The following is a 25583-nucleotide window of genomic DNA, read 5'->3' as shown; positions in this document are numbered from 1 at the left end:
CCTACGAGTGATCGAAGGCAGCACGACGACGGCGGCAGCACAGCGGTACGACGGGTAGGGGGGTGCCAGGGCCTATGGCGCGACGCATCGACGTGACCGGAGCGGGCGGCGTACGGCTGGCGGCCTGGGAGTTCGGGGACCCGCCCAAGGGCGACCCGGCGCACGGCGGGCCGGCGGCCGTGATCCCGGCGCAGTCCGCGCATCCGGCGCAGCTCGCGCGCCTCGTGGAGAGGCCGCTCCCGGACGCGGTCGCCGCCGACGCTGAGAACCGGCCGGGCGTCCTGTTACTGCACGGTCTGATGGGCCGGGCCTCGCACTGGGCGTCCACCGCCCGCTGGCTCTCCGAGCGGCACCGCGCGGTCGCCCTCGACCAGCGAGGCCACGGCCAGAGCGAGAAGCCCTCGGAAGGCGAGGCCGCCTTCACCCGCGAGGCCTACGTCGAGGACGCGGAGGCCGCCCTGGAACAGCTCGGCCTCGCCCCGACCGTCCTCATCGGCCACGCCATGGGCGCACTGACCGCCTGGCAGCTCGCCGCGAAACGCCCCGACCTGGTGCGCGGAGTGATCATCTGCGACATGCGGGCCTCCGCACTCGGTGCGGCCTCGCAGCGCGAGTGGGGCGACTGGTTCAAGTCCTGGCCCGTCCCCTTCGCCACCCTCGCCGACGTCCGCAAGTGGTTCGGCGAGGACGACCCCTGGGTGGAGCGCCCCAACCCGTCCCGGGGCGAGTTCTACGCCGAGGTGATGCACGAGTCCCCCGACGGCTGGCGGCCCGTCTTCGAGCCCGAGCAGATGCTGAAGTCCCGCGAGACCTGGGTGTACGACGCGCACTGGGAGGAGCTCACCCAGGTCCAGTGCCCCGCCCTGGTCGTCCGCGGGCTCGACGGCGAGCTCGGCCGCGCGGAGGCGCAGGAGATGGTCCGTGTGCTGCCTCTCGGCGAGTACGCGGAGGTGGCCGACGCCGGTCACCTCGTCCACTACGACCAGCCGGAGGCGTGGCGGGCGGCGATCGAGCCGTTCCTCGACGGGGTGCTCACGGTGTGAGCCGGGACCGGGCACCCGCCCGCGCCCGCTCATCCGCGTACCCCTCCGGGGTCAGCCCTTGCTCACCGCCGCCAGGATCTCCGGCAGGCGCTCCGCCGTCCTGGGCGCCGCCAGCCGCAGTCCCAGCAGGGTGATGCCCGCGCCGTACACCGCGCCCCCCCGGCAACAGCAGCCACGTCCACGCCTCACCGGCCGCGCTGACGTTCAGCCAGATCGTCACCGCGATGACGGGCGCGCACAGCAGGGCCGCCGAGACCATCCCGCCGAAGATCGCGATCCAGGCCAGCCCGGCCTGCCCGGGGGCGACGTTCTTGTAGCCCTCCTGCGGGATCGAGTACGGGAAGCGCGCCGACGTCCACGCACCGGTCGCCAGCATCGCGCCGAGCAGCGCCAGGGACAGCCCGAGCGCCTCGGGCAGCTTCGGCCAGTCGCCCAGCAGCGCGGTCGTCACCACGGTCACCAGCATCGCGTACGGCACGGTGATCACCAGCAGTGCCAGTGCACGCGCGCGCAGCTCGACGTAGGCGTCCCGGGGCGAGGAGATGGTCAGCGCGACCATCCAGAACGCGGAGGTGTCCTGCCCGAACTGGTTGTACATCTGGATGCCGAGCATCCCGGCGGCGAAGCAGGCGAAGTAGATCGTGCCGGTGCCCTGCAACGCGTTGAAGACCGGCACGATGAATCCGATGGCGAGGGACGTCACCCAGGCCGCCTTCGTCTTCGGGTCGCGCCAGACGTAGCGCAGGCTGCGTTCCATCACGGCGCCGGTGCGCCCGCCAGGCAGCAGCCGTCGTAGCCCGGCCGAGGTCCGCCGGTCCCGGGCGGCCGGCTCGGCGGCCTGGAGGGTGGAGCCGTCCGGCGAGATCATCAGCCGGGTCAGGCTGCGCGCCCACACCCCCACCAGCAGCACCAGTGCGCCCGCACTGATCAGCAGCTGCGCGACGGCGACGCCGTACGACCCCTCGCTCGCCGAGTCGACCGCGCCGATCGCGGAGGCGGGCGGCAGCCAGCGCACCACGTCGGCCACCGGATCGAGCTGCCCGAGGCCGGACGTCCCGAGCCGCTGCGCCCCGAAGTTGACGACCTGCACCCCGACGGCGATGACCAGCCCGCTGAGCACGGCGAGATCGCGGCCCTTGCGGCTGCTCAGCAGCCGGATGTTGGCGGCGGCGACGGCCCGCGCGAACGCCACGCAGACGAGCAGCGCGAGCACGACGCCGAGCACCGCCACGCCGTACGCGGCCGCCCCGTGCGCCACCGCGATCACCGAACCCACCAGCATCAGCACCGTGAACAGCGGCCCGATGCCCACCAGCGAGGCCGCCAGCAGCGCCCGCACCAGCGGCCGGGGCCGCAGCGGAAGCATCACCAGCCGGGTCGGGTCCAGGGTCTCGTCGCCGCTGGGGAAGAACAGCGGCATCACCCCCCACCCCAGCCCCAGCACCGCGACCAGCAGCACCACCAGCGACGCCGCGTGCTCATGCCCCCGCAGCGCGATCAGCCCGATCAGCTGCAGCGACGCGAACAGCAGCGTGACGACGGCGGAGACGATGTACGCCGCCTGCCGACCACCCGACTGCCGCAACCCGTTGCGCAACAACGACAACTTCAGCCGTACGACGACGGGGGTGATCGACGCGGTCGTGGCGCCGCTCATCGGGCCCCGCCGCCCAGCCAGTCCAGCTCGGCCCCGGTGTCCCGGCCCTGCGCCCCGACCAGCTCCAGGAAGGCCTGCTGCAGCGAGGGCGCGGACCCGCGCACCTCCTCCAGCGTCCCGTGGGCCCGGATGCGGCCCGCCGCCATCACGGCGACCCAGTCGCACAACGACTCGACGAGCTCCATGACATGGGACGAGAAGACGACCGTCGCCCCCGACGCCGTGTACCGCTCCAGCACCCCGCGGATGATCTGCGCGGACACCGGGTCGACCCCTTCGAAGGGTTCGTCGAGGAAGAGCACCTCGGGGTTGTGCAGCAGCGCGGCCGCGAGCCCGATCTTCTTGCGCATGCCGGTCGAGTAGTCGACGACGAGCTTGTGCTGGGCGCCGGCCAGATCGAGGACGTCGAGAAGCTGTGCGGCCCGTTTGTCGACCTCGGCTCCGGGCAGTCCGCGCAACCGCCCGCTGTATCCGAGCAGTTCACGCCCCGACAGCCGCTCGAACAGCCGGAGCCCCTCCGGCAGCACCCCGATCCGCGCCTTCACCTCGACGGGATCCCGCCACACGTCCCGCCCGACGACCTCCACACTCCCGTGATCGGGCCGCAGCAGCCCGGTCACCATCGAGAGAGTGGTGGTCTTCCCCGCCCCGTTCGGCCCCACGAGCCCGATGAACTTCCCCGAGGGCAGATCAAGATCGATCCCAGCAACGGCGACCTGCTGCCCGAACCGCTTCCACAGATCTCGCACACGCACGGACGTCATGGATGAACCCTACGGCGAGTGAGCGCGCCGCAAAGGGGCGCGCGGCTGTATCGATATGCGGCTCCGCCGCGTGAGCGCGAGCAACCACAAACAACCCGTACCCGCCGACGAACGACCAACCACGCAGACGAAAAGGCGCGCCGTTAACGATCCCTGCCGCACGCATAAGCCAACGGAGAGATCAACTCCTCGGCGTCCGGCAGCCACCGATTGGCCGCAGTAGGCCGACAGGCCCACTGCACGGCCCCCCGTGACCCGAACCGCGTAGGCGGCGCAGCCACATACGACCCCTCGCCCAAGGTCACGAGATCGAGCGCCCCCAGCGACCAGCCGAGCTTGCGCACCAGGTCCGGCACCTTCGCCGACGCCCCCGGCAGCACGAAGAACTGCATCCGCCGGTCCGGCGTCAACGTCACCGGACCGAGCGTCAACTCCATGCGTTCCATCCGGGCCAACGCCAGGAACCCGGCCGACTCCGGAACGGACACCGCGTCGAACGTACGCCCCGTCGGCAGCAGGATCGAAGCGGTCGGCTGCTTCTGCCACATCCGCCGGGCCACGGTCGCGCTCCCGGTGGCCTGCGTCGCCCAGTCGGGGCGGGCAGGGTGCGCGCCCGGCGCGTCGCACGCCGCGTCGCCGCACGAGCAGCGCTGCACTCCGTCGACGGTGTCCAGCCAGGTGCCGGGGAACACGTCCCAATGACGTTCCTCGGCGTAGCGAACAGCGGTCTCGAGCAGCGATTCCCCGCGCTGCTTCGGGATTTGAGTGGCGTCGGCGCCCGCGATGGTCTCTTCCACGATGAGCACAACTCTAGCGGTCACCAGGGGTTACGCCCGCCCATATGCGCGGGGGAGGAGCATCGATTCCGCGTCCGGGGCGCATAGGTGCACGGATGGGGGCGCGTGGGAGGAACGGGCGCGGGAGCGGGTAGTCACTCACGGGGGGCGACTTCCGCCTGTAACCCGGCAATCCTCGGCAATCCTCACATGCCTCGCATTTTCGTCATGCCTGCGGGGCATCGATCTTCTCGGCCGGATCTTTTCGGTGGAAGACACGTGGACGCACACGTGGAAGAGCACGTGACGACACGTCAACTCGGTGTGTGGGCAGGGACCGCAGCCACAGGGGGTAGTGCCAATGGCCGCAAGGCCTCTAGTCGCGCGGCAGCCGAACGAACGGCTGCAGGCGCTCATCCAGGAGGCGGGGTGCTCGAACGCCGGGCTCGCCCGCCGCGTCAACATGTGCGGCGCCGAGCACGGACTCGACCTGCGCTACGACAAGACGTCCGTGGCCCGTTGGCTGCGCGGACAGCAGCCGCGCGGACGGGCCCCGGCGATCATCGCGGAGGCGCTCGGCCGCAAACTCGGCCGTACGGTCACGATCGACGAGATCGGCATGGCCAACGGCAAGAACCTGGCCTCGGGCGTCGGTCTCCAGTTCTCGCCGACGGTACTGGGGGCCATCGAGCAGGTCTGCGAGCTGTGGCGCAGCGACGTGGGCCGACGCGACTTCCTCTCCGGTTCGTCCGTGGCCGCCTCGGCGCTGGTCGAGCCGAGCCGCGACTGGCTGATCTCGTCCGCCGACGCCCAGGTGGCGCGCTCGGCGGGACCCCGGGTGGGCCTGTCCGACGTGGCGGCCGTGAAGGCGATGACCCAGGCGCTGGTCGACCTGGACCACCAGTACGGCAGCGGGCATGTGCGCCCGGTCGTCGTGCACTACCTCAACAGCGTCGTCTCGGGGCTGCTGGCCGGCTCCTACCGGGAGGCGGTGGGGCGTGAACTCTTCGCCTCCGTGGCCCGGTTGACGGAGCTCGCCGGGTACATGGCCGTCGACACCGGGCAACCGGGCCTCGCCCAGCGCTACTACATCCAGGCGCTGCGCCTCGCCCAGGCGGCGGGCGACCGCGGCTACGGCGGCTATGTCCTCGCCGCCTCCATGAGCCACCTCGCCGCCCAGCTCGGAAACCCGCGCGAGATCGCCCAGTTGGCGCGTGCGGCACAGGAGGGCGCGCGCGGGCGGGTGACCCCGCGCGCGGAGGCGATGTTCCTCGCTGCGGAGGCGCGCGGCCACGCCCTGATGGGCGACGTCCGGTCGGCGCAGGCCGCGTCCGGGCGGGCGGTGTCGGCGCTGGAGGCCGCCGATCCCGCCGCCGGGGACGACCCCGCGTGGATCGCGCACTTCGACGAGGCCTATCTGGCCGACGAGTTGGCGCACTGCCACCGCGACCTGGGCCAGGCCGAGGCGGCGGCGCGCTGCGCGGAGCAGTCCCTGGCCGGGCACCCCGAGAGCCGTGCGCGCCGGCGCGCGATCGGGTACGTCCTGCTGGCCACCGCGCAGGTGCAGCAGCGCGAGGTCGAACAGGCCTGCAACACCGGTCTGAAGGCGGTCGAGTTGCTGGAGACGCTCCGTTCCAACCGGGGCGCGGAGTACCTGGAGGACCTCCAGCAGCGGCTGGAACCTTTCCGTGAGGAGGCGGTGGTGCGGGAGTTCGGAGCGCGGCTGGAGTTGCAGACCGCGGCGTGAACGGACGGGGCGCCGTCGCGTGAACGCGCGGAGAACGACGGGTTCCCGGGCGGGACGCGACGGACCCCGCGCACGGCGCTCCGGATCACCGCCGCGTCGGGTCCGCGTGTCTTTTGGATCTGTAACCGACGTCACTGGGAGGGAGATCACGGTCTGAGCTGCGTGGCACGGGGTTCCGGGGACCCGGTAGCGTGAGCCGACGATTCCGAAAGTCCCCCATTCGTAGGAGTCCCGGTGACGCAGAGTGGACAGGGCGAGGAGCCCTCGGCGCGGCCCGCGCACGAAGGCATCGTGCTGCCCTCCGACGGCGGGGAACCCCTGCTGCCGGGCATGACGACGAGCGGATCACGCCCCGGCCCCCAACCGGCGACCCCGCCGGGGCACTATTCCGGCCAGTACGGAACCCAGCAGGACTACGGCACCCAGCAGGAGTACGGGAACCAGCAGGAGTACGGAACCCAGCAGGAGTACGGGAACCAGCAGGAGTACGGGCAGCAGGCGCCGTCCGGCGGGCAGACCTGGGGACAGCCCTGGGGCCCCGACCAGCAGTCGCCCGCCCCGCAGCCGGGCCAGAGCTGGCCGCTCCCGGCCGACCAGCAGCAGTGGAACGCCCCCCAGCACGCCCCTCAGCAGGGCGCGGGCCCGCTCCCGCCGGAGAGCGCACCGGCGGCCGCCTACCAGCCGGGCGGGCAGGGACCGACGTACGGCCAGAGCGCCCCGGGGTCGGCTTACGGCCAGGGCGGGTCGGGATCGGCGTACGGGCAAGGTGCGGCCGGGATGCCGCTGCCGCCCGTCGACGAGGGCGCGACCCAGTACATACCGCCGATCCCGGCCGGCCCGGTCGACGACGGCCGCACCCAGTACCTGCCGCCGGTCCCCGCCGCGGCCCCCGCTCCCGCCTCCGTCGACGAGGGGGCGACGCAGTATCTGCCGCCGGTGGGACCCGGCGCGCTGCCGCCCGAGACGCCCGCCGAGTCGACGCACTTCCTGGGCCGCAGCCCGCAGCCGGGCCCTGGCCCCCTGCCTTCCTCCGGCCCCGACGCGGAGGCCACGCAGTACATCCCGCCCGTGACCGGGCAGCCGCCCGCCGAGTTCGACAACCTCTTCCGCAGTGGGCCCGGCAGCGAGAGCCCCGCCGGGTCCACACAGCAGCTGCCGCGCTTCTCCGAGCCCGAGCCGCCCGCGTACGCCGGTCACGGCGGCCCGCAGGGGTACGGCGCCGGGCCCGCCGCCCGTTCCCCCCAGCCCTCTCGGCGCGGGGCGCGGGACGGCGACGACGGAGGCCGAGGCGGCGGTCGTACGGGCTCGCGGGTGCCGTTGTTCGCGGGGATCGGGGTGGCCCTCGCGGTCGTCGGGGTCGGCGCGGGCGCGCTCCTCGGGGGCGGCGGCGACCAGGGCGACGACAACAAGACCGTCGCCGCGTCCGCGCCCGCGTCCGAGGGTTCGGCGTCGGCGTCCTCCGGTGCGGCCGAGCAGCAGGCGACCGCCCTGGACAAGCTGCTCGCGGACAGCGGCAGCAGCCGGGCCAGCGTGATCAGCGCGGTGGCCTCGGTGAAGGCGTGCGACAACCTCTCCCAGGCCGCCTCCGACCTGCGCAACGCGGCCACCCAGCGCACCGGCCTGGTCACCAAGCTGTCCGGGCTGGCCGTCGACCAGCTCCCGAACCACGCCGCGCTGACCACCGCCCTCACCAAGGCGTGGCAGGCGTCCGCGTCCGCCGACGACCACTACGCGGCCTGGGCCGACCAGGTCGCCGCCAACAAGAAGAAGAGCTGCCGGAAGGGCACCGCCCGCAGCACGGCCGAGACGCAGGCCGGCAACGCCGCGAGCGGCACCGCCAGCACCCAGAAGGCCGAGGCCGCCAAGCTCTGGAACGAGATCGCCAGGACGTACGGACTGACCGAGCGCCAGCCCACCCAGCTCTGAACCCAGCTCTGAACCCAGCTCTGAACCCAGCTCTGAACCCGGCTCTGAACCCGGCTCCGACCTGGGCTCAGTCCACGTCGGCCTTCTCCAGCGTCCCCGTCATGTCGACGAAGCCCTTCCTGGCGGCCACCAGCCGGCCCTGCCGTACGGACTGGAGGGTGACGTCGGCGTTGACCAGGCGCGGGAAGCCGATGGAGGCCAGCCGGCCGGTGAACTCCCAGCGCAGCGTCGGCGTGAGGTCGCCGGTGGTGACCTTCAGCCCGTCGTCCAGCGCGCCCCGCACGGTGTCGGCGCTCACCTTGCCGTCCCCCAGCGACTCCACGACCTGCCGGAACACGGTGTAGGCGATCCAGGTGGTCTGCACCCCGGTGTCCGTGGGGTCGATACGGGTGTCGGTGAAGGCCTGCTCGCTGATCACCTTCTTCATCGGGGCCCAGGCCGGATCGCTCGAGACCGGGTACCAGCCGGCGACGTACGCCCCCTCGAACGGTCCCGACGCGCCGCCGCTCGCGTCGACGATCGTCTGGTCCACGCTGCCCAGCACGGTGCCGGTGGACACCCCGGGATAGTCGTCGCGGGTGCGTCGGAAGGAGTCCATGAAGGTGCTGGTGCGGTCCCCGAGCGCGGCCACCACACACCCCTTCTTCCCCGTCCCCCCGGTCTGGGCCGTCTGCGTCGGGCCGGCGGTCGCCTTGTGCAGGGCCTCCTGGGCCTGCGCCGAGTACTCGGCGGCGTCCTCCGCGGCCAGCTGGTCGTCGGACGGGTCGTGCCCGCCCGTCTTCAGACCGGCGTCGAGCATGGGAGGCAGCGCGTCGCCCGCGATGGTGTCGGGGCGGACCAGCGAGACCGGCCCGCAGGTCGGCGCGAGCTCCTTGCCGAGACCGGCCAGCAGCGCGGGCTGACCGCCGTTGACGGGGTAGGACAGGGGGCTGGTGAACTCCTTGTTCGTGACGCCGTAGCCGCCTATGTAGGGGATGCCGGCGCCCTCCAGGTGAGGGAAGAACGCGTCGGAGTGCTGGCTGTAGGAGCCGACCACGGCGACCGCGCCCTCCTTGACCGCCCGCCGCGCGCACTTCGCCGCGCCCACCGTGTCGTTGTGGTCGTTGCAGGTCAGGACGGTGAGCTTACGGCCGTTGATACCGCCCTGGGCGTTGATCCAGCGGGCGTAGGCGCGGGCGAAGGCCGGCATGCCGGGCTTGTTGGTCGCGGCCGTGCCCTCGGGGGCCCAGGTCATGACGACGATGGAGTCGTCCCCGGAACCCCCCGTGGTACCGGGGACGACCCCGCAGCCGACGGCGAGCGACGCACAGGCGGCCAGCGCTCCCGCCGAGACGGCGGTGGCTCTGACGGACCCGGTGAAGCGGAGGGACCTGGGGAGGAAGGTGCTTCGCATGCGTCGCCTGCCGGTCATGGACACGCACGATTCCGTCACATAGCCAACCTGGGAGTGACTCGCGTTCAACGGCGAGTGACGGCAAGGTGAATTGCCGGGGCGAGTGCGGCCGCGGCAGCGGCGAAACGTACGATCGGTGACCGTGCAAGGTTCGGAGAACTCTTCCCGTCGCGGCGGTCGCTCGTTCACCATGGGCGGCATGCCACTCAACGACATGCCGTGGTGGCGCTGGCGCAGCAATGTGCGCTCCGCGCTGCACATGCTCTCCGACCCGGTGTTCCAGCAGAACGTCTGGCTGGCCGGCGTCGACGGCTACGGGGACGTCACCGACGCCGTGTACCGCCTGGTCGAGGACACCTGGCTGGACAACTGGTCCGCCGAGAAGTACGTCGGCACGATCTTCCGCGACTCGCAGGAGGCGGCGCTCGTCGACACCGCCGTGCTGCGCGTGCTGCGGATCATGCACCAGGTCGGCCCGGACGCGCCCGTCTCCGCGTACGTCGACCACCAGGGCTGGCCGGACGCCGTACGGGCGGCGCGCGACGCGCACGTGCGGATGGCGGCGGCCGACGGCGACGACCCGGACGCACCGCCCCGGACCCTCGAAGTCCTGCGGATCATGACCCGTTCCGCGTAGCGGACGCCTGACGTGGGCCGACCCGGTCCGCGTAGCGGACGGCGTTCCGCTCGGCCGGTGCGGACATGAGACCCTTTCCCGCATGAACGAGCAGTCCACCCGAGCCGCCGCGAGCCCCGCCGACCAGGGCGCGCAGGCCGACCAGTACGTCCTCACGCTCGCCTGCCCCGACAAGCAGGGCATCGTGCACGCCGTGTCGAGCTACCTCTTCATGACCGGCTGCAACATCGAGGACAGTCAGCAGTTCGGCGACCACGACACGGGTCTGTTCTTCATGCGCGTCCACTTCTCGGCGGAGTCGCCGGTGACCGTGGACAAGCTGCGGGCGAGCTTCGCGGCGATCGGCGACTCCTTCCACATGGACTGGCAGCTCAACCGGGCCGACGAGAAGATGCGCATCGTCCTGATGGTCAGCAAGTTCGGCCACTGCCTGAACGACCTGCTGTTCCGGGCCAGCATCGGCGCGCTGCCGGTGGAGATCGCGGCCGTGGTGTCCAACCACACCGACTTCGCCGAGCTGGTGGGCTCGTACGACATCCCCTTCCACCACATTCCGGTGACGAGGGACACGAAGGCGCAGGCCGAGGCGCGGCTGCTGGAGCTGGTCCGCGAGAAGGACGTCGAACTGGTCGTCCTGGCCCGCTACATGCAGGTCCTCTCCGACGACCTGTGCAAGCAGCTCAGCGGCCGGATCATCAACATCCACCACTCCTTCCTGCCGAGCTTCAAGGGCGCGAAGCCGTACCACCAGGCGCACGCCCGAGGCGTGAAGCTGATCGGCGCGACGGCGCACTATGTGACGGCCGACCTCGACGAGGGTCCGATCATCGAGCAGGAGGTCGAACGAGTCGGCCACGGCGTCACCCCCGACCAGCTGGTCGCCATCGGCCGCGACGTGGAATGCCAGGCCCTGGCCCGCGCCGTGAAGTGGCACGCGGAACGCAGGATCCTGCTGAACGGCCGACGGACGGTCGTCTTCGCCTAGATTCCCAGGGCTGCCCCCGCGCCTTCCTTTACATCCGGCTCAGCGACGCAGCCGCGAACAGGACGTCCCTGATGGCCTCCCGGTCGCCCAGTTGGCCCGCCGCCGCCTCCTCCGGGGGGATGTGGCCGGCGGCGAGGCGGCAGAACTCCACGTCGTCCAGGGCCACATGGGCCACCTCGTGGTCGGCGGAGCCCATCGCGCCCGGTGAGTCGAGGGGGATCAGCCACTCGCCGCCGCCGTCGCCCTCGATCTCCAGCCGGAGGCTGCGGCCGGGGCGGCCGGCGGTCACCAGGTGGCGGGCGCGGGTCGGGGACGCGAGGCCCGCGCGTCGGCGGGCGGCGAGCGCGTCCGGGAGCATGCGCGCGGCCAGGTCGATCATGCCGTGGAGATGGCGCGGCGCGGGCGGGGTGTAGGGGTAGTCGACCGCCTCCGCGATGTCCTCGGCGTGCACCCAGCACTCGAAGGCCCGGTCCAGCATCGCGTCGCGCAGGGGCAGTTCGAAGTCGCCGTACGAGATCGGCGTGGTGCCCGGGCTTCCCCCGCCGGTGAAGGAGACCGTGCGCACGAGGGCGTGGGTCTGCTCGCGCCAAGGGGTGCGCACGGAGCGGGTGTGCGGGAAGTGGGAGGCCTCCCAGAACGCCTCCGTGCGGCCGGCGGGGGCGAGGACGGCCGACTTCTTCTCGCCGCCCTGTCTGCCCTCGCCTCCGCCCGAGCCCGAGCCCGAGCCCGCGGCCAGGGGGTCCTCCAGGCCCAGTGCCAAGGCCACCAGTCCGTCCACGGCCAGCAGGTGCGCGATGACTCCGGCGACGGTGGTACGACGGGTCGTCTCGCCCTCCTCGTGGAACCAGCGCAACCGCACGGGCGCGTGCCACTCCGCGTCCCCGAAGTCCTGGAGCAGGGCGTCCAGCCGCGCGGTCTCGGCGTCGTACGACGCCGCCCAGGCGGGCACCGGGATGCGGGGCGGGCGTCGGTCCAGGCAGCTTTCCAGGACGCGGGTGCGCAGGCCGGGGTCGAGGTCGAGGCTCTCCGGACGCTGGAGCAGACCTACGGCCTCGCGCAGCCGCCGTGCCTCGTCCGCGCAGGACCCGCAGTCGCCGAGGTGCTCCTCCACGGCCGCCGTCTCCTCCGCCGAGCAGGCCGCCAGCGCCCACGCGCCCAGCAGCGACTTCAGCACCGGGTGCTCGAGCCGCAGCGGTTCGGGGCCGACGAGCCCCTCCAGCGCGGGCAACGGCAGCCCGGTGTCCTCGACGGAGGCGCGGGGGAGGGGGATGCGGGGCGGGCGGGGGGAGGCGGGCTCAGGGGGCGAGGACGGATCCGGCGAAAGGGACGGGGACGGAGGTGTGCCCTCGTGGCTTTCGTCGCTCTTCTCGTCGCTCTCCCTGTCGAAGTCCCTGTCGCTCTCCCTGTCGTAGTCCTTGTCGAACTCCTTGTCGTGGTCGCCGTTGGCGTCGTCCTCGCCGTCGTCGTACGGCTTGAAGTCGTCCGCGTCGCTCATGCCGCACCCCCGTAACCGGGCGGTGCTCCTGGTGCCGTGGCGTCGTGGGCTGTGGAGAGCAGTTGCAGGCCGAGGCGGAGTCGGCGGCGGGCCTCGTCCTCGGTGACGCCGAGGTCGGCGGCGGTCTGGCGGTAGTCGCGGCGCTGGAAGTAGGCCAGCTCCAGGGCGGCGCGCAGCGGGGCCGGCATGGCCTGGACGATGTAGTCGGCGCGGGCGGCCACCGAGGCGTGCCGGACCCTGCGCTCCAGCTCCTCGGTGGAGCCCTGGCCGGCCTCGGCCAGCGCGGCGGTCTCGGTGGCGCGCAGTCGCTGCACGGCGAGGCGGTTGGTCAAGGCGGCGACCCAGGTGCGCAGCGGGCCCTGCTGGGGGTCGTAGGCGTCGGGGTGTTCCCAGAGGTGGGCGAAGACCTCGCGGGTGACGCCGTCGGCGGCCCGCTCGTCTCCGAGCACGCGGTGGGCGAGTCCGTGCACGAGCGAAGCGAACCGGTCATAGAGCTCGCCGAGGGCGGCCGCCTCACCGCGCGCGAGTCGCTGCTGCATCTTGCGGTCCCAGCGGGGCGGTGCGTCCTTCGTCGTCATGCGGCCCCCTCACCCGTGTTCGTGCTGCTGCCCGTGCCTGCGTCCAGCGTGCGTCCACCGTCACCTCGAATGTAGTCGGCACGTCCGACACCGCACGCCCCTTTGTTCCAATGTGCGCCCCTCGCTCGGGGCGGGGTGGTAATGGCCTGCGCGTACCCGACCGCCTCACGGTCAAGCCTGATCATGTCCGATCTTTTTCCTTCCAATAGAGATCGAACAGGACTGGATGTGGCGAGAACAAGCCTCTTTCGCCCGGTTTCTGTTTTCCGCTCGGTGTTTCGGGGCACGGCCGCTGGGCAGCCGCGCTGCAAGGAAGCGAAGGGACAGCTTCCGATTACAGCGAGCGAAAGGCGTGGTCGTGGCCTTCAAAGTGACCGGCGGCGAGCGGGGCGGATGGGCCGTGCTCCAGGTGTCGGGCGAGCTGGACCTGGTGACGTCGCCGGTGCTGCGTCAGCGGGTGCACGACGCGGTGGCCGAGGGCCGCCACAGTCTCGTGCTGGACCTCTCCGAGGTGTATTTCTGCGACTCCAGCGGCGTCGGCGTCCTCATCGCCTCCCGCCGTCTCATGCGCTCCTGCCGGGGCCGGCTGCGGCTGATCCTGCCCGCGCGGGGAGCCGCCGAGGGCTCCCACGTCAACCGGGTCCTGGGCGCGCTGGGAGTCCGCCGGCTCTTCGACGTCTACGGCGAGCTCGCGGACGCGGTGGAGGACGGGACGGAACCGCTCTCGGCGTAGGGCTGGGCGTGGGGCCGGGCGTGGGGCCGGGCCGGTTCGGCGGCAGAGCGGAGCGTGCCGTTGCCGTTTCCTGCGCCGTTTCCCGCCGTTGCCGTTTCACGCCGTTGTCCCGAAATTCCCCCAGTCATGGCACAGCCGTCGCTTTCCCGCCGCCGGAGGGTCCCCGGCGTCGTACGCTCCGAGTCGGAGACACCCCCACGTGACGACGTAAGGCGGCCCGAGAAGACATGGTCAGCAGCGAGTACGAGCGCAGGATCGCCGGCCGTTTCGCCCTCTTCGACCAGGACGGCAACGGTTACATCGACCGGGCGGACTTCGACGCGGCGGCCAAGGCGCTGCTCGCCGAGTTCGGCACGGCGGCCAGGTCCGACAAGGGACAGGCCCTGTACGCGGGCGCGGAGGCCTTCTGGCAGGGCATGGCGGGCATCGCGGACCGGGACGGCGACCAGCGCATCAGCCGGGACGAGTTCGTGGGCGGCGCGGTCAAGCGCCTGCACGACAGCCCCGAGCGCTTCGCCGAGATCGCCCGCCCCTTCCTGCACGCGGCCCTCGCCGTCGCGGACGCCGACGGGGACGGCCGGGCCACGGTCGAGGACGCCGCGCGCGTGCTGAAGGCCCTGGGCGTCCCGGAGGACATCGCCCGCGCGAGCGCCGCCGCCCTCGACGCCGACGCGGACGGCAAGGTCGGCGAGGCGGAGACCGTTCCCGCCTTCGCCCGCTACTTCACGGTCCCCGAGTAGTAGCCGCCGCCCGCGTCGCGGTGACCCCTCCCGGTCACCCGCCCGCCCCCGAGAACCGCTCCCGCAGCTTGTACTTGAGCACTTTCCGCAGCGTCTCGTTGCGGGGGAGGGCGTCCACCACCTCCAGCTGTTCCGGGAGCTTGTGCACCGAAAGGCCCTGCGCGCGCAGGTACGAGGTCAGCGCCGCCAGGGTCAACTCGGCGGTCTCCGCTCCCGGGGTCCGCTCTATCACCGCGCAGACCCGTTCCCCGCGCTCGGCGTCGGGCAGGCCGATCACCGCCACGTCTCCGACGACCGGGTGGGCGGCCAGCAGGTCCTCGATCTCCTTCGCGGAGACGTTCTCGCCCTTGCGGATGATCACGTCCTTCAGCCGCCCGGTGAGCACCAGATGCCCGCTGCCCGTCAGCAGCCCCAGATCGCCGGTGCGCAGGAACCCCTCCTCGTCGAAGGCCGCCGCGGTCTGGGCGGGGTCGAGATAGCCCCGGCACACCGCCTCCCCGCGCAGCCGCACCTCGCCGTCCACCACTCGTATCTCCATGCCCTCGGGCGGCCGTCCCTCCGTCGTCGCGAGGTTCTCCACGGTGTCGTCCGGCGAGCCCATGGTGATCATCGGCACCTCGGTCATCCCGTACCCGTGGGTGAGCTGCACGCCCATCTCGCGGACGACGGCGTGGTACACCTCGGGCGGTTTCGGCGCGCCGCCGCCGGCCAGCAGCCGTAGCGAGGGGATCACCGGGACGCCCGGCTGTTTCCGTTGTTCCACGAGGAACATCGAGTAGAACGCCGTGGACCCGCCCGCCACCGTCACCCCGTGCCGCCGGTATCCCTCCAGCGCGTCCGGCAGCGCGAACTGCTCGAACATCACCGCGGGAAAGCCGTACAGCAACAGCATCACCGTGTAGTCGGGGCCGGCGATATGGGCGTAGGGGAAGGCCATCGAGCCCACGTCGTGCTCCGAGAGGTGCAGCGCGTGGGCGAGGCAGGAGCCGCCCGCGATCAGGGAGCGGTCGGTGTGCAGGACGCCCTTGGGGTCGGAGGTCGTGCCCGAGGTCCAGTAGATCCAGCGGACCGACTCGCCCTCGGCGGGCGGGGCGGGCAGTACCGCCGGATCGCCGTCGGGCAGATCGTCGTACGCCTCGAAGACGCCCTTCGCGCCCAGTCGGCGGGCCATGTCGCCGTAGTCGAAGCCGCGCCACACGCCGGGTACCGCGAAGAACTCCGCCTTGGACTCGCGCAGGGCGAAGCCGACCTCGCGGTCCCGGTAGAAGGGGATGACGGGCGACTGCACCGCGCCCAGGCGGGTCAGGGCGAAGGACAGGACGGCTGTCTCCAGGCGGGTGGGGAGCTGCCAGGCGACGACCGTGCCGGGGCGTACGCCGAGGTCGTGCAGCCCGGCCGCGACCCGTTCGGCGCGGTCGTGGAGTTCCCCGAAGGTCAGGGAGCGGTCGTCCTGGAGGAGGACCGGGCGGTCGGGGGAGAGGGCGGCGCGACGGGCGAGCAGATCCCAGAGGGTGCGGGCGGAGTCCAGGGCGTGTGCGGAGCCCGGAGCGGCGTGTGCGGTGTCGTTCACGGCGGCCCCCTGCCGGTAGCTGACTGAAACTGACGGATAGTCAGATCGTGGGCAGAGCGTAGGGCCGGTCGCCTTGTCGGTCCAGGGGTCGCGGACTAGCCTGCTGGGGAGACTGAATCTGACGGTCCATCAGATAAATCGTCGGAACGGCGTACGCGCCAGGCGGAGGGGACCCATGACGGACACGAGCGACCTGCCCCGCATCATCAGCGTCGACGACCATGTGATCGAGCCCGCGCACCTCTTCTCGACCTGGCTGCCGCAGAAGTACCGGGACCGGGGTCCGCAGGCCCTCACCGCCGGGATCGGCGAGCTCGCCTACGTCGCCGGCAAGTACCAGATCACGATGGACCCGGACGGCCAGCCCACCGACTGGTGGATCTACGAGGACCTGAAGTTCCCGTACAAGCGCAACATCGCCGCCGTCGGCTTCGACCGCGACGAGATGACGCTGGAGGGGATCACCCGGGAGGAGATGCGGCGCGGCTGCTGGGACCCCGTGGCACGGCTCGCGGACATGGACCTCAACCACGTCGAGGCGTCCCTCTGCTTCCCGTCGTTTCCGCGGTTCTGCGGGCAGACCTTCGCCGAGGCGCACGACAAGGAGGTCGCGCTGGCCTGTGTGCGCGCCTACAACGACTGGATGGTCGAGGAGTGGTGCGGGGACAGCGGGGGACGGCTGATCCCGCTGTGCCTGATCCCGCTGTGGGACATCGGACTGGCGGTCGCGGAGATCCGGCGCAACGCGGCCCGCGGGGTGCGCGCGGTGACCTTCTCCGAGATCCCCACCCACCTCGGGCTGCCGTCCATCCACTCCGGGTACTGGGACCCGTTCTTCGCGGCGTGCGAGGAGACCGGGACGGTCGTCAACATGCACATCGGCAGCAGCTCGCAGATGCCGGCCGCGTCGCCGGACGCGCCGCCCGCCGTCCAGGCGTCGCTCTCGTTCAACAATGCGATGGCCTCGATGATGGACTTCCTCTTCAGCGGCATCCTGGTCAGGTTCCCGCGCCTCAAACTCGCCTACTCCGAAGGGCAGATGGGCTGGATCCCGTACGCCCTGGAGCGCGCCGACGACGTCTGGGAGGAGCACCGCGCGTGGGGCGGGGTCCGCGACCTGATCCCCGAGCCGCCGTCGACGTACTACTACCGGCAGATGTTCTGCTGCTTCTTCCGCGACAAGCACGGGGTCGCCTCGTTGGACGTGGTCGGTCGCGACAACGCCACGTTCGAAACCGACTACCCGCACGTCGACTCGACCTTCCCGCACACCAAGGAGGTCGCCCTCGACCACGTCAAGGGCCTCGACGACGAGACGGTCTACAAGCTGATGCGGGGCAACGCGATCCGCATGCTGGACCTGGACTTCGACAAGTAGGGGACGTCGACCGGCCATGGACCTCCAGGACACCCCCGAGGACGCGGAGTTCCGCGCGCGGCTGCGGGACTGGCTCGACAAGGCGCTGCCCACGCTCCCGCCGAAGCCGCCCCCGGACGACTGGCCCGCCCGCCGCGCCTACGACCTCGGCTGGCAGCGCACGCTGTACGACGCCGGGTACGCCGGGCTGCACTGGCCCCTCGACGCGGGCGGACGCGGCGCGGCCCCCACCCGGCATCTGATCTTCCTGGAGGAGACCGAACGAGCGGGCGCGCCCTATGTGGGGGCCAACTTCGTCGGACTGCTGCACGCCGGGCCGACGATCGCCGCGGAGGGGACGGCCGCGCAGCGGGCGCGCTGGCTGCCGCCGATCCTGCGCGGCGAGGAGGTCTGGTGCCAGGGCTTCAGCGAGCCCGACGCCGGATCCGACCTCGCGTCGCTGCGCACGCGCGCGTGGCGCGACGGCGACGACTATGTGGTGAGCGGGTCCAAGATCTGGACCTCGCACGCCGAAGTCGCCGACTGGTGCGAGCTGTTGGTCCGCACGGACGCGGACGCGCCCAAGCACCGGGGCATCACCTGGCTGGCCATGCCCATGGACGCTCCGGGCATCACCGTACGGCCGTTGCGCACCCTCGCCGGGTCCGCCGAGTTCGCCGAGGTGTTCCTCGACGAGGTGCGGGTGCCGGCCGCGCACCGGGTGGGGGACGAGAACGACGGGTGGCGGGTGACGATGGTGACGCTGTCGTTCGAGCGCGGCACGGCGTTCGTGGGCGAGGTCGTCGCCTGCCGGCGCGTGCTGGGCGAACTCGCCCGCGAGGCACGGAGCAACGGCCGCTGGGACGATCCGGCGCTGAGACGGCGGCTGGGCCGCCTGAACGCCGAGTTCCGGGCGCTGTGGCGGCTGACGCAGTGGAACGTGAGCGAGGCGGAGGCCTCGGCCGGCGGGGGAGGGGGCGGGGTGCCGGGCGTGGGCGGTTCGGTTTTCAAACTGAGGTACTCACACGCGCGTCAGGAGCTGTACGACACCGCCGCCGACGTCCTGGGAGATCAGGCCCTCGACCTCGACCGGCCCTGGGTGCTCGACCGGCTCTCCTCGCTGTCGTACACCATCGCGGCCGGGACCTCGCAGATTCAGCGGAACATCGTGGCGGAACGGATCCTGGGGCTGCCGAAGGGGCGGTGAGGTCTTCCCGTGCGTTTCCAACTGACGGACGACCAAAGGGCGTTGAAGCAGGGCGTACGAGAGCTGCTGGCCCGGCGCTTCGACCGCGAGGCGCTGCGGGCGGCCGTGCGGCGGCCGGGGCTCGACCGGGGGCTGTGGCGGGAGCTGGGCGCGGCCGGGTTCTTCGCGCTGCGGCTGCCGGAGGCGCAGGGCGGGGTCGGACTCGGGCTGCCCGAAGCGGTGTTGGCCTTCGAGGAGGCGGGCCGCGCGTTGCTGCCCGGCCCGCTGACAGCCACCTTCCTCGCCGCGGGACGCGTGCCCGGCGCGGCGGAGGGGGAGACGGTCGTCGCGGCCGTGGACAGGGGTGCAGGCGCGGGCGGGGGCGGGGGCGGCCTGGTGGAGTGGCTGGCGGAGGCGGACGTGGTGTGCGGGGACGCCTCGGGGGCCGTACCGCTGCGGTCGCTGGACCCGCTGACACCGCTGCACCGGGTTCCGGTGCGGGTGGCTACGGGGGCGGCGGGGGGTGCCGGGACCGGCGATCGTGGTGCTGGTGCTGGTGCTGGTGCTGGTGCTGGTGCTGGTGCTGGTGCTGGTGCTGGTGTCGGCCTGGGCTCTGGCGGCGGTTTTGGCTCGGGCTCGGAACCCGTTTCCGAGCCCGAGCCCGTCGCCGTGCTCCTCACCGCTGCCGAGCAGCTGGGCACGGCCGGGCGGGTGGGGGAGTTGGCTGTGCAACATGCGCGGACGCGGGTGCAGTTCGGGCAGCCGGTCGGGGGGTTCCAGGCCGTCAAGCATCTGTGCGCGGAGGCGCTGGTGCGGGTCGAGACGGCCCGTGCGGCCGTCTATGCGGCCGCCGTCACCGCCGACCCCGCCGACATCGCCGCCGCCCGACTCCTCGCCGACGAGGCCGCCGTAGGCGGTTCCCGGGACTGTCTCCAGGTGTACGGGGGGATGGGGTTCACCTGGGAGGCGGACGTGCATCTGTTCCTGAAACGGGCCTGGGTGCGCACGCGACGTGCGAGCGGCGGCACGGAGAGTGAGGAGCTGCTCGCGGCGGATCTGCTGTCCGGGGCGGGTCGTTAGGGGCTCCGGCCTGCGGTGACAGCGGTGAACCGGGTGGGCCGTCGGGCGGACCGTCGAGCGGTTGTCGCGGATCGTGGCATACCGGAATCACGGAGCGTTGATACCGGGTTGTGTCCGATGCGTGACCCGTCACGGCCCGGAGTCGGCAGGGGGCTCCGGTACCTTCTGTGGGATGCGAGTGGTTCCGAGCATGAGCCATGTCGGCGGTGCCCCTGGGGCGGTGCCGGATCCAGCGGTGCGCGACGCTGCTCGCAGGGCGGACGGGTATCCGACCTCCGCCTGTTCGACTCCCTCTGACGAGCGTCGCACAGTATCCCGTACGAGTACTCCTTCGCGCTGGAATATGCCCGAAGCGCTTGTTGAGGTGACTGTACGTCAACCAAGCTGTCTCGTAAGGGATTCACGTTCCGTCACCCTGCCTCTGGCTGTTGTTCTGGCCATGCAGAAAATGGCTACGATCGTGGCTCTCGTCGTCATGGTGCTCACGCGGTTCGCGTGGCTCGCGTGGCGTACGGCCATGTGTCCGCCGGTTCGGATGGTGTGAGCGGTGCAGGTGCTTCAAGTGCAGCTGGAGATCCGGCCCGACCCCGCTGAAGTGGGTCGCGCCCGGAGGTGGGCCCGTTCGCGCCTCGCCGGGTCCGGGATAGGGGTGGACGAACCACTCGCCGAGACGCTGATCCTGCTCGTCTCCGAACTGGTCACCAACGCCGTGGTGCACACCGGCCGTCCGGCCGTGCTGCGGCTGTCCCTGCCGGGCGGCGGCACGGCGGAGGCGGCCACCGTCCGTCTGGAGGTGGCCGACGCCAGCGACCGGGCCCCCGTGCCCCGGTGTGCCGGCGACGACGCGACGGGCGGCCGCGGACTCGCCCTCGTCGACGGCCTCGCCGACCGCTGGGGCTGGAGCGCCGAGGGCCGGGGCAAGCGCATCTGGTGCGAACTGGACCGCTGTGCCCAGCCCGCCGAGGGCGGCGACAGCGGCGACGCGGCGGCCGATCGGACGAGCGCGACCTGCGCGGAACCGACGGCGTATCAGGAAGCGGCGTACGAGGGGTTCGCGTACGGGGCGTACGAGGCTGTTTGACGCCGCCGTGCGGCCGGCGGGCGGGGTGCGGGGCCGCATGAGGCCGTGTGGGCCGTGCGGAGGCGGCGTAGTGGCCGCGTGGCGGCCGTACAGGCGCGGAGGCGTGGGGCTCACGGTCGCAGAAAGCGCTGTCGGCCGTGCCGGGCGGGCGTCGGTGCGCCGCCCTCCGGTCCTCGGTGCGCCCGGTCGTGCTTCCGTGCGCGCCCATCGCAAATAGGGCGTAAGTAATAAATCCCCGATCGGGTGTTGACGCGGCGTGTCCGTTTGATCACGCTTGTGGTCAGCGATTCGCCGCGAGGGGACGACGAGGGCTTCGGTGACGGGAGCCCTCGGCGAGTGTGGATCGTTGATTCGGCGTCGACTTCCTCAGGGCCTGGGGAAGGGAAGTCGGGGCGGGTACGCCGGAGTCGGATGGCGGTGCGCGGTGCCGTGCTCGGGGCGGGCAGCCGCGCGCCGCCAGCCGACGTATGCGGTGGCTCCGGTTTCTACAGAACGGCCACCGGGGCCACCGGGGTTCCCGTTCCGCCGACGAACGGCTCGGGCATGGCGGACAGCAGAAACGCGTAGCGTCCCGTTTCTCCACAGGCTGTGGACAACTTTTCGAGATTCCAGTTCTGGCCCTGGAGCATCCCCATCTCCACGAGGTCGAGCGCGTGCACGGGCAGCCACAGATCCTCGATCTCCGGCGGGAAGATCTCGAACGTGAGGGTGTCGTTGGCCACCGCGGCCACATCGCGCGCGTGGAACCACTCCGGAGTGCGCACCGAGAGCCCCGGCGAGGGATAGCCGTACGCCTCCCGGTCGCCCGCCAGATAGACCTGGATCTGCCCGGTGCGCACGAGCACGATGTCGCCGCCGCGCACGCGTGTGCCCGCCAGCTCCTCCGCCGCCTCCAGGTCCTCCGGGGTGACCGCGTGTCCGCCGGCCAGCCGGTCGACGCCACGCGCGCGTGCCACGTCGAGCAGGACCCCGCGCGAGACGATGTGCCGCGCCTTGTCGATGCCGCTGAACTCCGCGCCGCCGTGCGCGGTGACGGTGGCGGCCGGGCGGCCGTTGTAGAGCTTCCCCGAGTGCGACACGTGGGTCAGCGCGTCCCAGTGGGTGCCCGCCTGCAGGCCCATCGTCACGGCGTCGTCGCTGCACGCCACCGTGCCGGGACCGAAGATCTCCTGGTTGATCTGCACCATGGCGTGCAGGGGGTTGACCCGGCCCGGGATCATCCCGGTCTGCACGCCGTCGTGCCGCAGGGGCAGCGCGAGCGGGACGCGACGGCCGGTGCGGATCTCCGCGGCCGCCCCGCGCACCACCTCGTCGGTGATCAGGTTGAGCGTGCCGATCTCGTCGTCGGCCCCCCAGCGGCCCCAGTTGTTGACGCGCTTGGCGATGTCATGGAACTCGACCGGCAGTGTCATTCCGTGCCTCCCCGGGGCTTGTCCCCGACTCCCTGACGGGACATAAAATCTAACGGTCCGTCAGAAACTGCGGGAAGGGGCCGGACGTGGGGAACTTCTTGGCCGGCAAGGTCGTCGCCGTCACGGGTGCGGGGCGGGGCATCGGGCGGGCGGTCGCGCTCGCGGCGGCGGCCGAGGGCGCGCGGGTCGTCGTCAACGACTACGGGGTCGCCGTGGACGGGGCCGCGCCCGCCAGCGAGGTCGCCGAGGCCGTCGTCAAGGAGATCGTGGCGGCCGGCGGGGAGGCCGTGGCCGTCGCCGACGACATCTCCACCATGGCGGGCGGTCAGCGTCTCGTCGACGTGGCGGTGACGTCGTACGGCAGGCTCGACGGGGTCGTGTGCGTGGCGGGGATCCTGCGCGAGCGGATGCTGTTCAACATGTCCGAGCAGGAGTGGGACCCGGTCGTCGCCACCCATCTCAAGGGCACGTTCACCGTTTTCCGCGCCGCTTCCGCGGTCATGCGGGGACAGCGTTCCGGCACACTGATCGGCTTCACCAGCGGCAACCACCAGGGATCCGTCTCCCAGGCCAACTACAGCGCGGCCAAGGGCGGGATCATCTCGCTGGTGCGCAGCGCCGCGCTGGGGCTGCACAAGTACGGGGTGACCGCGAATGCGGTGGCCCCTGTGGCCCGTACGCGGATGTCGGCGGGCGTGCCGATGGAGCTGGCGGAGATCGGCGAACCGGAGGATGTGGCCGCGTTCGTGGTCTATCTGCTGTCGGACAGCGCCCGGGAGCAGGGCGTCACCGGGCAGGTGTACACCGTCGCCGGGCCGAAGATCGCGGTGTGGGCGCAGCCACGTGAACTGCGTTCGGCCTACGCGGAGGGGGGTTCCTGGACGCCCGAGCGGATCGCGGAGGTGTTGCCGGGGTCGGTGGGGGTGGATCCGATGCCGATGCTGGAACGGTTGGAGGAGATGCGGCGGGCCGCGGGGGAAGGGGCTCGGCCCAATCAGTGAACGTGCGTCCTGTGGACTTCCGGGTGCGGGTGCGTCGTGGCTGGTCGCGCAGTTCCCCGCGCCCCTTGGGTGGGTCAGCTTGCCCCCGACTTGAGGCGGTGCCGTGGATTTCGGATACGCGCGCGAGGACGACGACTTTCGCACCGAAGCTCGGGAATGGTTGGCCGCGCACGCTCCGTACGGCGGTGACCGTCGTGCCTGGGAACGTGCGCTCGGCGAAGCCGGATGGATCGGGATCGGGTGGGGGGAAGGCGGCTACGGGAACCGGGCCGCCTCGCTCACCCAGCAGGTCGCCTGGGCCGAGGAGTACGCCCGGTCGGGGGCCCCGGCGCGGTCCGGGCACATCGGGGAGAATCTGCTCGCGCCGACGCTGCTCGCGCACGGGACGGCGGAGCAGAAGGCCCGTTTTCTGCCTCCGATCGCGGCCGGGGCCGAGCTCTGGTGTCAGGGCTACAGCGAGCCGGGGGCCGGATCGGACCTCGCGGGAGTGCGTACGAAGGCCGAACTCGCCCCGGACGGCGCGGGGTACGTGCTCACCGGGCAGAAGATCTGGACGTCCCTCGCCCATGAGGCCGACTGGTGTTTCGTGCTGGCCCGTACCGACCCGGAGTCGACGCGCCACCACGGGCTGAGTTTCCTGCTCGTGCCGATGGACCAGCCGGGCCGGATCGAGGTGCGGCCGATCCGGCAGCTGACCGGCACCAGCGACTTCAACGAGGTCTTCTTCGACGGGGCGTACGCGCGCGTGGAGCATGTCGTCGGCGCGCCGGGCGACGGCTGGCGGGTCGCGATGAGCCTCCTCGGCTTCGAGCGCGGGGTGTCGACGCTCGCTCAACAGATCGGGTTCGCCCAGGAGTTGGGGCGTGTGATCCGTACGGCCGTCGAGACCGGCGCGGCCGCTGACCCCGTCGTAAGGGAGCGGCTGGTGCGGTTGTGGGCCGAGTTGCGGACCATGCGGTGGAACGCGCTGCGGACGCTGGGCAGGTCGTCCGGCGACCGGGGAGCGCCGAGCGTGGCCAAGCTGCTGTGGGCGGGCTGGCATCAGCGGCTGGGGGAGGCGGCGGTTCAGGTGCGCGGGGCTGCGGCGAGCGTCGGCCCTGCGGACTGGTCGCCCTCCACGCCGTACGAACTCGACGACGCGCAGCAGCTGTTCCTGTTCTCGCGGGCCGACACGATCTACGGCGGTTCGGACCAGGTGCAGCGCACGATCATCGCCGAGCGGGTGCTCGGTCTGCCCAGACAGCCCAGGGGATCAGGGGATAGGGGAGCGGCGTGATGCGAGGCGTGGTGTTCGACGGGAAGCGGGCCGAGGTCGTCGACGATCTTGTCGTACGCGATCCGGGGCCCGGCGAGGTGCTCGTGGCGATCTCGGCGGCCGGGCTGTGCCACAGCGACCTGTCGGTCGTCGACGGGACGATCCCCTTCCCCGCGCCGGTGGTGCTCGGGCACGAGGGCGCGGGCGTGGTGGAGGCGGTCGGGGCCGGAGTCACGCATGTGACGCCCGGGGACCATGTGGCGCTGTCCACGCTCGCCAGCTGCGGGACGTGCCCGGAGTGCGACCGGGGGCGGCCGACGATGTGCCGGCAGGCGATCGGACGGCCGCAGAAGCCGTTCACGCGAGCGGGGCGGCCGGTGTACCAGTTCGCGGCCAACTCCGCGTTCGCCGAGCGGACGGTGGTGAAGGCCGTGCAGGCGGTCCGGATCCCGAAGGACGTCCCGCTGACGTCGGCCGCGCTGATCGGGTGCGGGGTGCTGACCGGGGTGGGCGCGGTGCTCAACCGCGCGCGCGTGGGGTACGGCGAGAGCGTCGTCGTCATCGGGACGGGCGGGATCGGGCTCAACGTGCTCCAGGGCGCACGGATCGCGGGTGCGCTGCGGATCGTCGCGGTGGACGCCAACCCGGCGAAGGAGGCGGTGGCACGGCAGTTCGGGGCCACGCACTTCCTGTCGTCGACGGACGGGGTGCGGGACCTGCTGCCGACGGGCGCGGACCATGTCTTCGAGTGCGTGGGGAGGGTCGAGCTGATCCGCACGGCGATCGACCTGCTGGACCGGCACGGGCAGGCGGTCCTGCTCGGCGTGCCGCCGGCGACGGCGGAAGCGTCGTTCCTCGTCTCCTCCCTTTTCCTCGACAAGTCCATCCTGGGCTGCCGCTACGGCGCGTCCCGCCCCCAGCACGACATCGCCCTGTACGCCGACCTGTACCTCGCCGGCCGCCTGCTCCTCGACGAACTCGTCACCCGGACCTACCCCGTCGAGGACTTCGAGAAGGCGGCGGCGGACGCGGAGGCGGGGCGGGTGGCGCGGGCGGTGCTGACTTTCTGAGCGGGGCGACGGGTTCGGCCTCTCCGGATGCGGCGACGGGTTCGGCGTGGGCGTGGCGTGGCGTGGGGCATGGCGTGGGGCATGGCGTGGCGTATGG

Annotated in this window: 21 protein-coding genes and 1 pseudogene; 14 read left to right on the top strand and 8 right to left on the bottom strand. The window is 72.0% G+C overall.

Features of this window, described 5'->3' with window-relative positions:
• The first annotated feature begins 74 nt into the window (after positions 1-74).
• Positions 75-1043: an alpha/beta fold hydrolase gene (locus OG562_RS18815; RefSeq protein WP_266399192.1), complete on the top strand. Its 969-nt coding sequence runs from the start codon at positions 75-77 to the stop codon at positions 1041-1043.
• 51 nt (positions 1044-1094) lie between these two features.
• Here the strand turns inward: OG562_RS18815 and OG562_RS18810 are convergent.
• The 3 genes and pseudogenes from OG562_RS18810 to OG562_RS18800 all read right to left on the bottom strand — a co-directional run bounded on the left by OG562_RS18810 (position 1095) and on the right by OG562_RS18800 (position 4270).
• Positions 1095-2700: pseudogene (locus OG562_RS18810) on the bottom strand (transporter).
• On the bottom strand, positions 2697-3464 hold the full coding sequence (locus tag OG562_RS18805) for an ABC transporter ATP-binding protein (protein ID WP_266399189.1): 768 nt from the start codon (positions 3462-3464) through the stop codon (positions 2697-2699). The pseudogene OG562_RS18810 and the gene OG562_RS18805 overlap by 4 nt, the downstream one beginning before the upstream one ends.
• Positions 3465-3607: 143 nt before the next feature.
• Complete coding sequence (locus tag OG562_RS18800; RefSeq protein ID WP_266399186.1) at positions 3608-4270, bottom strand: bifunctional DNA primase/polymerase; 663 nt, start codon at positions 4268-4270, stop codon at positions 3608-3610.
• Positions 4271-4601: 331 nt separating this feature from the next.
• Here OG562_RS18800 and OG562_RS18795 point away from each other — a divergent pair, with 331 nt between their 5' ends.
• Together OG562_RS18795 and OG562_RS18790 are read left to right on the top strand one after the other, a co-directional pair.
• Positions 4602-5987: a transcriptional regulator gene (locus OG562_RS18795; protein WP_266399184.1), complete on the top strand. Its 1386-nt coding sequence runs from the start codon at positions 4602-4604 to the stop codon at positions 5985-5987.
• A 234-nt stretch (positions 5988-6221) separates the two neighbouring features.
• Positions 6222-7913, top strand: a complete 1692-nt coding sequence (locus tag OG562_RS18790; RefSeq protein WP_266399182.1) for a hypothetical protein — start codon at positions 6222-6224, stop codon at positions 7911-7913.
• 67 nt (positions 7914-7980) lie between these two features.
• On the opposite strand, the gene OG562_RS18785 is transcribed toward OG562_RS18790, so the two are convergent.
• Positions 7981-9324: an ABC transporter substrate-binding protein gene (locus OG562_RS18785; protein WP_266399178.1), complete on the bottom strand. Its 1344-nt coding sequence runs from the start codon at positions 9322-9324 to the stop codon at positions 7981-7983.
• Between the two features lie 118 nt (positions 9325-9442).
• On the opposite strand from OG562_RS18785, the gene OG562_RS18780 reads away from it, so the two are divergent.
• Both OG562_RS18780 and purU read left to right on the top strand, forming a co-directional pair.
• Entirely contained in the window at positions 9443-9943 is a 501-nt protein-coding gene (locus tag OG562_RS18780) for a hypothetical protein (protein ID WP_266399176.1), read from the top strand.
• Positions 9944-10025: 82 nt separating this feature from the next.
• Complete coding sequence (purU, locus tag OG562_RS18775) at positions 10026-10928, top strand: formyltetrahydrofolate deformylase (protein WP_266399173.1); 903 nt, start codon at positions 10026-10028, stop codon at positions 10926-10928.
• Between the two features lie 28 nt (positions 10929-10956).
• Here the strand turns inward: purU and OG562_RS18770 are convergent, their stop codons facing one another.
• Both OG562_RS18770 and OG562_RS18765 read right to left on the bottom strand, forming a co-directional pair.
• The gene (locus OG562_RS18770; RefSeq protein ID WP_266399171.1) at positions 10957-12423 is read right to left on the bottom strand and encodes a zf-HC2 domain-containing protein; all 1467 of its coding nucleotides are present in this window, start codon (positions 12421-12423) and stop codon (positions 10957-10959) included.
• Complete coding sequence (locus OG562_RS18765) at positions 12420-13001, bottom strand: sigma-70 family RNA polymerase sigma factor (RefSeq protein ID WP_266399168.1); 582 nt, start codon at positions 12999-13001, stop codon at positions 12420-12422. Before OG562_RS18765 ends, OG562_RS18770 begins: the two co-directional genes overlap by 4 nt.
• A gap of 352 nt (positions 13002-13353) precedes the next feature.
• Here OG562_RS18765 and OG562_RS18760 point away from each other — a divergent pair, with 352 nt between their 5' ends.
• Both OG562_RS18760 and OG562_RS18755 read left to right on the top strand, forming a co-directional pair.
• Positions 13354-13734 carry an STAS domain-containing protein gene (locus OG562_RS18760; RefSeq protein WP_266399166.1) on the top strand — a complete coding sequence of 127 codons (381 nt, stop codon included), beginning with the start codon at positions 13354-13356 and terminating at the stop codon, positions 13732-13734.
• A 227-nt stretch (positions 13735-13961) separates the two neighbouring features.
• A complete protein-coding gene (locus OG562_RS18755) occupies positions 13962-14474 on the top strand; it encodes an EF-hand domain-containing protein (RefSeq protein WP_266399164.1) in 513 nt (170 codons plus the stop codon).
• Between the two features lie 34 nt (positions 14475-14508).
• Here the strand turns inward: OG562_RS18755 and OG562_RS18750 are convergent, their stop codons facing one another.
• On the bottom strand, positions 14509-16044 hold the full coding sequence (locus OG562_RS18750; RefSeq protein WP_266399162.1) for a class I adenylate-forming enzyme family protein: 1536 nt from the start codon (positions 16042-16044) through the stop codon (positions 14509-14511).
• Between the two features lie 175 nt (positions 16045-16219).
• On the opposite strand from OG562_RS18750, the gene OG562_RS18745 reads away from it, so the two are divergent.
• The 4 genes from OG562_RS18745 to OG562_RS18730 all read left to right on the top strand — a co-directional run bounded on the left by OG562_RS18745 (position 16220) and on the right by OG562_RS18730 (position 20748).
• Positions 16220-17422: an amidohydrolase family protein gene (locus tag OG562_RS18745; protein ID WP_266399160.1), complete on the top strand. Its 1203-nt coding sequence runs from the start codon at positions 16220-16222 to the stop codon at positions 17420-17422.
• Between the two features lie 16 nt (positions 17423-17438).
• Positions 17439-18608 carry an acyl-CoA dehydrogenase family protein gene (locus OG562_RS18740; protein WP_266399158.1) on the top strand — a complete coding sequence of 390 codons (1170 nt, stop codon included), beginning with the start codon at positions 17439-17441 and terminating at the stop codon, positions 18606-18608.
• A 9-nt stretch (positions 18609-18617) separates the two neighbouring features.
• Positions 18618-19667 (top strand): acyl-CoA dehydrogenase family protein, encoded by a 1050-nt coding sequence (locus OG562_RS18735; RefSeq protein ID WP_266399156.1) that lies wholly within the window; start codon positions 18618-18620, stop codon positions 19665-19667.
• 562 nt (positions 19668-20229) lie between these two features.
• Positions 20230-20748 (top strand): ATP-binding protein, encoded by a 519-nt coding sequence (locus tag OG562_RS18730; protein ID WP_266409384.1) that lies wholly within the window; start codon positions 20230-20232, stop codon positions 20746-20748.
• A 485-nt stretch (positions 20749-21233) separates the two neighbouring features.
• On the opposite strand, the gene OG562_RS18725 is transcribed toward OG562_RS18730, so the two are convergent.
• The gene (locus OG562_RS18725; RefSeq protein ID WP_266399154.1) at positions 21234-22160 is read right to left on the bottom strand and encodes a cyclase family protein; all 927 of its coding nucleotides are present in this window, start codon (positions 22158-22160) and stop codon (positions 21234-21236) included.
• A gap of 86 nt (positions 22161-22246) precedes the next feature.
• Between OG562_RS18725 and OG562_RS18720 the strand changes: the two genes are divergently transcribed.
• The 3 genes from OG562_RS18720 (at position 22247) to OG562_RS18710 (ending at position 25486) form a co-directional block, all read left to right on the top strand.
• Complete coding sequence (locus OG562_RS18720; RefSeq protein ID WP_266399152.1) at positions 22247-23161, top strand: SDR family NAD(P)-dependent oxidoreductase; 915 nt, start codon at positions 22247-22249, stop codon at positions 23159-23161.
• A gap of 103 nt (positions 23162-23264) precedes the next feature.
• Entirely contained in the window at positions 23265-24437 is a 1173-nt protein-coding gene (locus OG562_RS18715; protein ID WP_266399150.1) for an acyl-CoA dehydrogenase family protein, read from the top strand.
• Positions 24437-25486: a Zn-dependent alcohol dehydrogenase gene (locus OG562_RS18710; RefSeq protein WP_266399147.1), complete on the top strand. Its 1050-nt coding sequence runs from the start codon at positions 24437-24439 to the stop codon at positions 25484-25486. The genes OG562_RS18715 and OG562_RS18710 overlap by 1 nt, the downstream gene beginning before the upstream one ends.
• Positions 25487-25583 lie beyond the last annotated feature (97 nt).

Source organism: Streptomyces sp. NBC_01275 (assembly GCF_026340655.1).
GTDB lineage: Bacteria > Actinomycetota > Actinomycetes > Streptomycetales > Streptomycetaceae > Streptomyces.
The sequence above is the reverse complement of the archived record's forward strand: the minus strand, read 5'-3'. Positions and strand labels throughout refer to the sequence as shown.